This is a genomic window from Pelatocladus sp. (assembly GCF_059505505.1).
Window position 1 is genome coordinate 1 of record NZ_JCACKS010000079.1, and the last position, 10,641, is coordinate 10,641.

The window sequence follows — 10,641 nt, forward strand, 5'->3', positions numbered from 1 at the left end:
GGTAAACAATAACTCTACTACGGAAAGCCCTCTTTATTTTGGCGAAGGTATTGAAGAGGAAATAGATATCACCTGCTGCGATGTAAGTTGGCTGAATATTTCCTGGATGCGATCGCGTAAATTTTGTAAGTCAGAGAAAAGTTGATTTTTAAGTGGTTTCTTAAGGAATTCCCAAAGCCTTTCGATCGGGTTAAGCTCAGGGGAATGAGGCGGTTGAAGCAAAGGAATAATATTTTCTGGCCAGCGAATAGCCGAACTTGTATGAGCAGGAGCTTGGTCAATTTGTAAAATTGCGTAGTCTTCGCCTAATTGCTGAGATAACCAGTCCAAAAACTGTTGAAAATAGTTACCGTTGAGTTTGGGGTACTCATGCTGAAAATATTTTCCACTCATTGGTTCAATCGCGCCATAGATCCAAAAATTGTCTCGTTTCCATTTAACCTCAACAGTAGGCTTAACTCCAGCAGCAGTAATTACTTTCCCTGTTAGGGTTTTGAGTCCAACCCTAGCTTCATCTTGACAGAGGTGAATGGCACTAAGATAAGCTGTAACTGAATGGCACGAAGATAAGCCGAAACATATATGGAACAAGAGCTTGAAATCTTTATATGTCAAGGGGAATTCGCATATAAAAGCAGCGCAGTAAAATTATTGATTTTTTAGGTACCAGTCCAATAATTATAGAAAGAAGGCAAAGTAGTTAAAATTGATACTTTCTTACCCTGTAGAAAAACCCCGATCTATCCAGTCAAACTAGATCAGATATCGGGGGAATTAAAAATGACTACTTATACTGTGTCAAAAAGGGTAGACATTCTCAAGCATAAATTTAGTAATAGTATTGGATTGCCTTTTAAAGAATTATTACCAGAGGCAACGCTCAATGAAATTATTAGGGAATTAAAAATTAAATATAGATGTCGTCTATTTACTCCAGTAGTAACATTATGGGCATTTTTATCTCAAGTGTTAGATGTTGATAAAAGTTGTCATAATACTGTTAGTAGAATCATCGCCCACCTCGTCGAAGAAGGAGTAGAAGTTCCTTCAACAGATACAAGTGGATACTGTCAAGCGCGTATTAGATTACCAGAATTGTTACTGGAGAAATTATTTTATAAAATAGCAGATGGTATTGAAAAAAAAAGTAAGTGAAGAGTATTTATGGTGTGGACGAAGTGTAAAAGTTATAGATGGTTCTAACGTTTCAATGCCCGATACAGAAGCTAATCAAAAAGAATATCCACAACATAAAAATCAAGCGTGCGGTTGTGGTTTTACAATTGCAAAAGTCGGGGTGATTTTTAGTCTTGCAACTGGTGCCGTGATTGCTTTAGTCATAGATATTTTTAAGACTCATGATATTCAACTTGCAAGGAAACTATATGAATTTTTAAATCCAGGGGATGTGCTTCTAGGAGATAGAGCTTTCTGTGCATATGCGGACTTAGTAAAAATAAAAAGCCTTGAGTGTGATGCTGTTTTTCGTAAACATCAAAGTCGGAAAACCGAGATGCGACATGGAAAGATAGTCGGAGAATGTGATAAGTTAGTAACTTGGAACAAGCCGAGAAAGTGTCCTAATGGCTTAACAAAAGAAGAGTTCGATTTATTACCAGAAACTTTAATGGTAAGAGAGATTTACTTTTACATTAATATTCCTGGGTTTCGCACAAAGCAGGTTAGTTTAATTACAACATTAATTGATGAAGAAATATATTCAACTGTGAAAATAGTTAGACTTTATGGTGAAAGATGGAGTGTGGAAGTAAATTTAAAACATCTAAAAACTACTTTGGGAATGGATGTTCTTCGAGGCAAAACACCATCATTAGTACGTAAGGAAATTTGGGCATTTTTATTAGCTTATAATCTTCTAAGAACCTTGATGATTGAAGCTGCTTCTAAGAGGAAAGTATCTCATTTCAATTTATCGTTACAAGGTACTCGCCATCACTTTGATAATTTTATCCCCAAATTATCAAATGCTTCGGAAAAAGTACTATTGCAGATTTACAAAACATTATTAAATATCTTAATTCATAAAGAAGTTCCACAACGTCCTGGTCGCTGTGAGCCGAGAGTCCGAAAACGTCGCCCAAAAGCTTATCCTTTAATGAAAAAATCAAGACAACAATTATCGGTAGCGATAATATGTAAATCTATTTTTTGATGTCTGATTAACTTTATTAATCTTTGTGTGAAAGAACCTTTAAGCCATCTTTTCCATGAGGACTGTTGGCTTTCACCAATAATAATTTGAGTGATGTGATAATCCACTGCAACTTGAGCAATTTTCTTGGCGATACTTTGGCTCTTAAAGTGTAAAAATTCGCCACCAAAATCTTGACATAATTTCTTGCATGTATCGATATGCAAACTCTCTTCTTTGGTAAGGAAACGTTCGGAATATGCTACAAACACAGTGTACAGTCGCGCATTCATATAATTGGCGATGCGTGCGCCTCGACGTAGTAATTGCACTGAATCAGGATAAGTAGATATACATACTAAAACTCGTTCGTGAACATTGCACTTTTGTCCTACCAAGTTGGAAGTATTTGCTTCTTCCTCAACGGTATCTGCTACTTCTCTTAATGCTAGTTCTCTTAAAGCAATGAGATTACGGCGCTGAAAGAAGTTTTTCAGAGATTGTTCGATTTTTTCAGGAGCATAAATTTTGCCTTCTTGTAAGCGTTCTTCTAGAGTTTCTGGAGTAACATCAATCACAACAACAGCATCAGCTTCATCAAGTACATAATCAGGAATGCGCTCTCGCACCACCACACCTGTAATTCTTGCTACTAGATCGTTTAAACTTTCCAAATGTTGAATATTAACAGTGGAATAAACATCAATTCCATTTGCTAAAATTACTTCTACGTTTTGATAGCGCTTTTCTCGTTGAGAACCAGGAACATTAGTATGAGCAAGTTCATCCACTAGAACTAGTTGAGGAGAGCGTTGCAAAATTGCCTCTGTGTCCATTTCTTGTAGAGTGACATTCTGATGGATACAGGCTTTTTGGGAAACTACCTCGATTCCAGCAGCTTTCATTGCCGTATCTTTGCGTCCATGAGTTTCTAAGATACCGATAACTACATCAATCCCATCTTGTTTGAGTTGATGTGCTTCTTCCAGCATTTTGTAAGTTTTGCCGACACCGGGAGCCATGCCAATAAAAATCTTATGTTTTCCGCGTCGATGAGGACGAATATAAGAACTGTCGGGGGATGGGGTGTGCGAATGAATCATATCATTAACAAAATACTGGGTAAATTGGCAATTGTTGCGGCTTGATATTAAGTTAACTTCCGGGCTGTAAAGCATCTAAAGCTAGATTTAGCCGTAAAACATTAACTCCTGGTTCACCAAAAATTCCCAGGAATCTACTATCAGTGTTTTGAGATACCAAAGTTTGAATTTGGGCTAAGTTAAGATTACGGGCGCTGGCGATACGTCGCACCTGTGCTTGGGCTGCTGCAATGCTAATGTGAGGATCTAAACCGGAACCGGAAGTATAAACTAAATCAGCAGTTGGTTGTATATTGGCTTGTTTGAGCCGTGCTACTTCCACTTGAATGCGTTTGAGGAGTTCAGGATTGCTGGGTGCGAGGTTGCTAGCTCCTGATATCCCGGTTTTGGCAACTTCTGGATCTGTGCTATATTTTACAGTGCTGGGACGATTCCAGAAATAGCGATCGCTATTAAAGGGTTGACCGATTAAGGCAGAACCTATAACTGTACCTTGGTTGTTGGTAATTAAGCTCCCATTAGCCTGAAAAGGCAATGCTATCTGTCCGCAAATTAGCATGAATAAAGGATAGAGGAAAGCTGTTAGTAGCCACAAAGCCAAGGTAGAACGAATAGCTTTATTGAGTTGATTCATCAGAATTTCTCCGGTTGAAAAATGACTACGAATAAATAAACACTTATGCTCAGAGTCACGAGTCCTAAAAGGGCAATAGCATAAGACGCAAAACGTGATATTTCGCTCGGTGTTGCGGCTTGTACTGCTGGCGCTAGAAGTACATTCAAGCAAAGCAGTAAAAATAGAGATAAAGGAATGCGATTTGGTTTTTCGCCAATCAAGTCAAATACATTCTTCATAATTAAAATAGTGAATTGAAACGCCAACTAATGCAGATTTTGGACTAAGCTAGACCTATGGACACAATCAAAATATCAATGATTTTGATGGCAAAGAAAGGAATAAGAACGCCACCAAGTCCATAGATAAAAATATTGCGTTGTAAAAGTCGATCTGCTGTTAGTGGTCGAAATTTAACACCAGTTAGTGCTAATGGAATGAGTGCTGGAATCACTAAGGCGTTGTAAATCAAAGCTGATAAAACAGCAGATTGGGTACTTGCCAAACCCATAATATTGAGAGTACCAACACCAATACCTGCGAAGATAGCAGGAAGGATAGCAAAATACTTGGCGATATCGTTAGCAACAGAAAAAGTGGTGAGTGCGCCACGGGTAATTAGCAATTGTTTACCAATGGTGACGATATCAATTAACTTAGTAGGATCAGAATCGAGGTCTACCATATTAGCAGCTTCTTTCGCCGCTTGAGTGCCTGTATTCATCGCCACACCTACATTTGCTTGAGCTAAAGCTGGGGCATCATTAGTACCATCTCCAGTCATTGCTACGAGCTTGCCTTGGGCTTGTTCTGTCCGAATCACCTCAATTTTGTCTTCAGGTGTAGCTTCGGCGATAAAGTCATCAACTCCTGCTTCTTCGGCAATCACAGATGCAGTAATGCGGTTATCTCCAGTTAGCATAATGGTTTTAATTCCCATCCGCCGCATTTGATCAAACCGTTCTCGAATCCCCGGTTTAATAATATCTTTGAGATAAATTACACCGTAGATCTCATCATTTTTACAAAGTGCTAATGGAGTACCACCTAATCGAGAAATTCGCTCAAAGGTGGTATCAAGTTCAGGGGTTAATTTTCCATTACGAGAACGCACAAATCCTTTAATCGCATCGACTGCACCTTTACGAATTTGCACCTCGTTGGGTAAATCAGTGCCACTCATCCGCGTTTTGGCAGAAAACTCAATACCTTCTGCTTGTTTGGGGTCAAAATCTAATTTTGCCCCTAATTTCTCTGCCAGTTTGACGATGGATTTTCCTTCTGGTGTTTCGTCAAATATACTTGATTTGAGAGCAACTTTTGCTACCTTCTCCATAGAATGACCGTTAACGGGAATAAATTCCTCTGCTAAACGGTTTCCCAAAGTAATCGTACCTGTTTTGTCCAATATCAGGGTGTTGATATCCCCGCAAGCTTCAACCGCCCGTCCGGAAGTCGCAATGACATTAAACTGGGCGACTCTATCCATTCCAGCAATCCCAATCGCACTTAATAATCCGCCAATCGTGGTAGGAATCAGTGCTACAAGTAAAGCTATGAGTACGGCAATACTAAGAGGTGAGTTGATGTATACTGACACCGTAGGTAAAGTAGCAATCACAACCAAAAATACCTGAGTAAGAACTGCCAACAAAACAGTCAGGGCGATTTCATTAGGTGTTTTGCTGCGAGAAGCTCCTTCTACTAAACCAATCATGCGGTCAAGAAAACCTTGACCAGGGTCAGCAGTTACCCGAATAATTAGCTCATCGGAGGTGATACGCGTTCCTCCAGTCACGGAACTAGCAATATCTGACCCTGGTTCTTTTAGTACTGGTGCTGATTCTCCCGTGATTGCAGATTCATCTACAGAGGCAATACCTTTAATCACCTCCCCATCAGCAGGAATAACATCCCCAGCAGTTACCTTGATTTGGTCGCCACGACGTAAGACTGTAGAACTAATCTCTTCGATGGAACCATCAGCAAGGAGTTTTTTGGCTTTAGCATCAGATTTTGCCGATCGCAAGGCATCTGCTTGAGCTTTACCTCGTCCTTCAGCTACAGCTTCCGCAAAGTTGGCAAAGACAACGGTGAGGAACAAAATCAGAGTAATTAAACCATTGAATAATCTGGGGTTGTCGCCAGGTGTTGGGCCAAATAAGTTTGGTGCAATTGTTACCAGTGCTGTAACGATCGTACCCAACCAAACTACGAACATCACTGGATTTTTTAGCATGTTACGCGGATGCAGCTTGACAAATGCTTGCTTAAATGCGCGTCTGTAAAGTCCGGCTGGTTTGGCTTTGGGTGTATGTTTGCGTTTTTGTCGCGATTTAGTAGATGGTGTCATTGGTGATTAATTAATTTCAAAAACTCATATAAAGGTGCAAACAAGAGAATATTTATCCACCTCTAGCAATCAGAAATGCCTCTGCTATGGGGCCTAAAACCAGTGTGGGAAAGAACGTGAGAGCGCCAAGAATTAAAATCACACCACTTGTAACTCCCGTGAAAAGTATAGTGTCAGTTCTCAGAGTGCCGGTAGTCATAGGAACAGGTTGCTTGCGAGACATGTTGTCTGCCAAAAGTAGCAGTGCAATAATTGCGATATAACGTCCTGCCAAAATACTGACGCTGGCGGTGAGGTTCCACCATAAAGTGTTATCGTTTAATCCTTCAAAGCCAGAACCGTTATTTGCGGCGGCGGAAGCGTATTCGTAAACTACCTGAGAAACTCCATGAAAACCTGGATTACTAATGCCTGAAAGGGTATCGGGAAAGCCGAAAGTAATAGCCCAAGGGATGAGAATAGCAAAAGGGTGAACTAATAAGACAACGCTGGCTAGGACAATTTCTTTTTTCTCAATTTTGCGTCCTAAAAATTCTGGTGTTCGTCCTACCATTAACCCAGTCAAGAATACTGCCAAAATTAGATAAATAAATAGGTAAGCTGTACCAGTTCCTTGACCTCCCCAAATAATTTGCAAAAACATATTAAAGAGAGTGGCAAATCCTCCAGGCGGCATTAAGGAATCGTGCATACCATTAACAGCACCACACATAGTTGCTGTAGTCATGACTGCCCAAAGTGCTGTTTGCGCCCATCCAAATCGTACTTCTTTGCCTTCTAAGTTGGGTTGCTGTTCTCCTAATAGTGGATTAATAAGGGGATTTCCTTGAAATTCGCCTACTGCGGCAACACCTACTAAAAAGACAAAAATGATAAAGACCATCCAAAACACTAGCCATGCTTGTTTATGGTTATTAGCAAATATGCCGTAGGTATAAATCAGTGATGCGGGGATGGCAATCATGATGCAAGTCTCTAACAAGTTTGTAAAGCCATTGGGATTTTCGTAAGGATGGGCTGAGTTGATACCAAAAAAGCCACCACCGTTTTCTCCTAGTTCTTTAATAATTTCAAAGTGGGCAACCGGGCCACGGGCAATTACTTGAGTTGTACCTTCTAAAGTGGTTACTGTAGCTGAACCTGCTAAGGTTTCGGGTACACCTGCCAAAATCAATAACAAGCCACCAATCACAGATATGGGTAGCAAAATTCGTGTAATTGACTTAATTAAATCGCTGTAAAAGTTGCCTAACGATCTACCAGTTAAACCGCGAATAAAGGCAATTCCTACTGCTAAACCCGTCGCCGCTGAGGTAAACATCAAGAAACCCAGGGCAAAAGTTTGGCTGGCATAGCTAAAGGTTGTCTCACCAGAATAATGCTGTTGGTTGGTATTAGTGACAAAAGAAATGGCAGTATGCAGTGCTAAATCCCAACTTGGCGCATCTAAATTTGTAGGATTTAGCGGCAACCATCCTTGCAGCATCAAGATTAAATAAACTAAAATCCCCGTGACAAAATTGCTATAAAGTACTGCTTTGGCATACTGCCAACCTGTCATTTCTTCTTGGGGACGTATACCACTAAAGACATAAATAACTTTTTCTAGGGGATTCATTAGCGCATCAAGAAGTGTTTTTTCTCCCATGAAAACGCGAGCTATATACTTCCCCAGTAGAGGAGTAGTTACTATGACTATCAGCAATGTTAAAGCAATTTGTATCCATCCTTGTAACATGAATTTCAAGAATCTCCTGATAGATTTTTATATTGTTGGCTTTTTAATGAAACACTCTTTGGGTGAGTAGTGAACTGGATGTTTTTTATTAAGGACAAAATTTAGCATAGGAACTGAGGCTGAACTTAAAGCAACAGCTAGTAGGTAATCTCCATACCAAATTATGGGATCGGCACTTGCTAAGATGACTTGATTATTTCTAATCATGCCAATAACTATGCAGCTTTCTGGTAAGAATAAGCTAGTTAAAGCTTTACCACAATGGCAGCTATTACTCATTATTTTTACACTTATTAAACCTAATGCCATAATGCATTTTTGCGATTATAGAGAACATTAGGGACAACGTTATCTAGTTGCTAACAATTAATATAATTGACTAAATTGTGAGTCAAAACAAGTAATAGAAGGATATAAAACAGCGTTTATTTTTTGTATATAGTGTTTATCGAGTAATATATATTAAGCGTTTATTATGTTTATTTTTATCTAAACGCTTTATTGATTGGTTAATAATCTGCTATGGTTAATTTAGAGATAAATATAATTTTTAGTTATACTAATGTATATAGTAATCATCATGTCCTAAATGATAGATTTCAAAGTTAGATTACTTCATAGAGAATCGCTTTTAGGCAAATCCCTGTTAATAGCAGGTCTATTTATAGTTGTACTAATTCTGGAGTACTCTACACCTAATGAATATGTATTTGGCTATCTCTATACAGGGCCGATTTTGTTAGCAAACTCCTGGTTGGGGAGGCGCAGTACTTTTCAAACTACCTTTGTTGCTGTGTGCTTAACCATGCTGAATCTTGTAGTGCCAGGAGGTGAAGTCATGAAGATTCCGACGATCGCTAGTAGAGCGATCGCAGCAATGGCATTAATTGTCACAGGTGTTTTGAGCGATCGCCTACGCCGTTCGCAAGAAGCGATCGCTCTGACTCGTACCAAACTAGAAGCTCAAGAGGAATTATCTAGAGTCCGTGAAGATTTTGCTTCCACCCTCACTCATGATTTAAAAACGCCCCTCTTGGGAGCAATTGAAACTCTCAAAGCTTTTGAACAAGAAAAATTTGGTGCTGTCTCACCAGCACAGCACCAAATTTTAGCCACAATGACACGTAGTCATCAAACTTCCTTACAACTGCTAGAAACTTTGTTAGATATTTACCGCAATGATACAGAAGGCTTAAAACTCAACTTAGCACCTGTAGATTTAGCTATCTTGGCACAGGAAGCTGCTAGCACTCTCTCAGAGTTAGCAGCCAGCCGTCGCATTTATCTTTCACTTAATTATGGCGACTCTGATTGGCGGCGATCGCTATGGGTTAAGGGTGATGCTTTGCAACTTCAACGAGTTTTTAATAATCTTTTAGTTAATGCTATCAATCATTCTCGGCGCGGTGAGCGTGTAGAAATGGTGTTAGAACCCCAAGCTTCTTATCAAGTCGTGAAAATTTTAGACACAGGTGCAGGTATTCAGTCCGAACAATTTTCCCATTTATTTGACCAATTTTACCAGGGACATAGCCAACGCCAAGCTAAAGGTTCTGGATTAGGGCTTTATCTATCTCGACAAATTATTGCAGCTCACGACGGTATAATTTGGGCAGAGAACAGAGTACCTATCGGTGCAATGTTTGCTTTCAAGCTTCCCGTTTATCCGTCTCAATCTTCTCTTACTGTGTAAGATGCCATCTACCTCGATTAAAATTCTTCTGGTTGAAGATGATGAACTCTTCCGCTTGGGTTTGCGCGTGAGATTGCAACAAGAAGCAGAGTTAGAAATTGTTGCTGAAGTTGAAGATGGAGAAACAGCTATTGAATTAATTAACCAAAAATCTTTCGATGTGGTGCTATTAGATGTAGGATTACCAGGAATTGGGGGAATAGAAACCTGTCGCCAAATTAAGCAGCAAAATCCCCAATTACCAGTTTTAGTTTTGACTTCCCATTCTCAAAAGTCTCTAATTGCACAATTAGTTGAGTTGGGCGCTCAAGGCTATTGTCTCAAGGGAGTGGCAGCAGAAAAATTAGTACTGGCACTTCGTTCTGTTGCTGCTGGGGCATCCTGGTGGGATGAAACTGCAACCAAAGAAATTCGTTCTACTTTTGCATCTGATTCTGGTCAACCTAACTCAGAAAATATTTTAAAACCCTCCAATCCTCTAACTCAACGCGAACTAGAAATTTTGTCACTGTTGGCAGCCGGAAAAACTAATCAAGAAATTGCCCTGACACTCTACATTACACCTGGAACAGTTAGAGTACATGTCCATGCGATTTTGCATAAATTGGGAGTAGGCGATCGCACTCAAGCTGTTGTTGTTGCTTTACAAAAACGCCTAATTAAAAGTGACTTGATTGTAGAAGAGTAGCAATCACCTTGAGCCATTATCGCGCAAGAACAGTAAACAGCATTGGCTCTCAAAAGCATTGATCTGGTGCGGCTTGTGGCAACTAAAGTAAGAAATTCAGTCAAAGCGTTTCTTACTTTGTGGTTTTTAATACCATTTTTTCCTCTACTATAAAGCGGCGATCGCTCAAGACTCAAAAACCCAGCCGGGATGACTGGGCTTTTGTTGGGGTTATATTCCCCAAGGGGTTGTTATAGAAGTTATTTAGCGCTCTTTCATCACTCTGGATAGAGAAAAACAACTATGTTTGAAATTTATC

11 protein-coding genes are annotated in these 10,641 nt (G+C 39.7%); 4 read left to right on the top strand and 7 right to left on the bottom strand.

Translation table 11 applies throughout. From position 1 onward, the window contains the following. Nucleotides 1-33: 33 nt before the first annotated feature. Nucleotides 34-591, bottom strand: a complete 558-nt coding sequence (locus tag AC5JMK_RS07320) for an IS630 family transposase (RefSeq protein ID WP_495909762.1) — start codon at nucleotides 589-591, stop codon at nucleotides 34-36. A 189-nt stretch (nucleotides 592-780) separates the two neighbouring features. On the opposite strand from AC5JMK_RS07320, the gene AC5JMK_RS07325 reads away from it, so the two are divergent. Both AC5JMK_RS07325 and AC5JMK_RS07330 read left to right on the top strand, forming a co-directional pair. After that, a complete protein-coding gene (locus AC5JMK_RS07325; protein WP_495909763.1) occupies nucleotides 781-1,155 on the top strand; it encodes a hypothetical protein in 375 nt (124 codons plus the stop codon). Continuing rightward, nucleotides 1,130-2,173, top strand: a complete 1,044-nt coding sequence (locus tag AC5JMK_RS07330; protein WP_495909764.1) for an IS4 family transposase — start codon at nucleotides 1,130-1,132, stop codon at nucleotides 2,171-2,173. Before AC5JMK_RS07325 ends, AC5JMK_RS07330 begins: the two co-directional genes overlap by 26 nt. Here the strand turns inward: AC5JMK_RS07330 and AC5JMK_RS07335 are convergent. The 6 genes from AC5JMK_RS07335 to AC5JMK_RS07360 are packed head-to-tail and all read right to left on the bottom strand — an operon-like array spanning nucleotide 2,107 to nucleotide 8,271. Further along, nucleotides 2,107-3,255 (bottom strand): sensor protein KdpD, encoded by a 1,149-nt coding sequence (locus AC5JMK_RS07335; protein ID WP_495909765.1) that lies wholly within the window; start codon nucleotides 3,253-3,255, stop codon nucleotides 2,107-2,109. The two genes, AC5JMK_RS07330 and AC5JMK_RS07335, sit on opposite strands and share 67 nt — an antisense overlap. 52 nt (nucleotides 3,256-3,307) lie before the next feature. Continuing rightward, entirely contained in the window at nucleotides 3,308-3,889 is a 582-nt protein-coding gene (kdpC, locus tag AC5JMK_RS07340; protein WP_495909766.1) for a K(+)-transporting ATPase subunit C, read from the bottom strand. Next, a complete protein-coding gene (locus AC5JMK_RS07345; RefSeq protein WP_495909767.1) occupies nucleotides 3,889-4,110 on the bottom strand; it encodes a potassium-transporting ATPase subunit F in 222 nt (73 codons plus the stop codon). The genes kdpC and AC5JMK_RS07345 overlap by 1 nt, the downstream gene beginning before the upstream one ends. Before the next feature lie 44 nt (nucleotides 4,111-4,154). Beyond that, on the bottom strand, nucleotides 4,155-6,224 hold the full coding sequence (gene kdpB, locus AC5JMK_RS07350) for a potassium-transporting ATPase subunit KdpB (protein WP_495909768.1): 2,070 nt from the start codon (nucleotides 6,222-6,224) through the stop codon (nucleotides 4,155-4,157). A 52-nt stretch (nucleotides 6,225-6,276) separates the two neighbouring features. Next, nucleotides 6,277-7,962: a potassium-transporting ATPase subunit KdpA gene (kdpA, locus tag AC5JMK_RS07355; protein ID WP_495909769.1), complete on the bottom strand. Its 1,686-nt coding sequence runs from the start codon at nucleotides 7,960-7,962 to the stop codon at nucleotides 6,277-6,279. 27 nt (nucleotides 7,963-7,989) lie between these two features. Next, nucleotides 7,990-8,271 (bottom strand): TrkA C-terminal domain-containing protein, encoded by a 282-nt coding sequence (locus tag AC5JMK_RS07360; RefSeq protein ID WP_495909770.1) that lies wholly within the window; start codon nucleotides 8,269-8,271, stop codon nucleotides 7,990-7,992. Between the two features lie 280 nt (nucleotides 8,272-8,551). On the opposite strand from AC5JMK_RS07360, the gene AC5JMK_RS07365 reads away from it, so the two are divergent. Both AC5JMK_RS07365 and AC5JMK_RS07370 read left to right on the top strand, forming a co-directional pair. After that, complete coding sequence (locus AC5JMK_RS07365; RefSeq protein WP_495909771.1) at nucleotides 8,552-9,655, top strand: sensor histidine kinase; 1,104 nt, start codon at nucleotides 8,552-8,554, stop codon at nucleotides 9,653-9,655. Between the two features lies 1 nt (nucleotide 9,656). Further along, the gene (locus AC5JMK_RS07370) at nucleotides 9,657-10,343 is read left to right on the top strand and encodes a response regulator transcription factor (protein WP_495909772.1); all 687 of its coding nucleotides are present in this window, start codon (nucleotides 9,657-9,659) and stop codon (nucleotides 10,341-10,343) included. Nucleotides 10,344-10,641: the final 298 nt, after the last annotated feature.

Excerpts from the sequence above, each read along its gene's own strand:
- AC5JMK_RS07325 (WP_495909763.1), top strand. The coding sequence starts at position 781 with ATGACTACTTATACTGTGTCAAAAAGGGTAGACATTCTCAAGCATAAA.
- AC5JMK_RS07330 (WP_495909764.1), top strand. The coding sequence starts at position 1,130 with ATGGTATTGAAAAAAAAAGTAAGTGAAGAGTATTTATGGTGTGGACGA.
- AC5JMK_RS07335 (WP_495909765.1), bottom strand. The coding sequence starts at position 3,255 with ATGATTCATTCGCACACCCCATCCCCCGACAGTTCTTATATTCGTCCT.
- kdpC (WP_495909766.1), bottom strand. The coding sequence starts at position 3,889 with ATGAATCAACTCAATAAAGCTATTCGTTCTACCTTGGCTTTGTGGCTA.
- AC5JMK_RS07345 (WP_495909767.1), bottom strand. The coding sequence starts at position 4,110 with ATGAAGAATGTATTTGACTTGATTGGCGAAAAACCAAATCGCATTCCT.
- kdpB (WP_495909768.1), bottom strand. The coding sequence starts at position 6,224 with ATGACACCATCTACTAAATCGCGACAAAAACGCAAACATACACCCAAA.
- kdpA (WP_495909769.1), bottom strand. The coding sequence starts at position 7,962 with ATGTTACAAGGATGGATACAAATTGCTTTAACATTGCTGATAGTCATA.
- AC5JMK_RS07360 (WP_495909770.1), bottom strand. The coding sequence starts at position 8,271 with ATGGCATTAGGTTTAATAAGTGTAAAAATAATGAGTAATAGCTGCCAT.
- AC5JMK_RS07365 (WP_495909771.1), top strand. The coding sequence starts at position 8,552 with ATGATAGATTTCAAAGTTAGATTACTTCATAGAGAATCGCTTTTAGGC.
- AC5JMK_RS07370 (WP_495909772.1), top strand. The coding sequence starts at position 9,657 with ATGCCATCTACCTCGATTAAAATTCTTCTGGTTGAAGATGATGAACTC.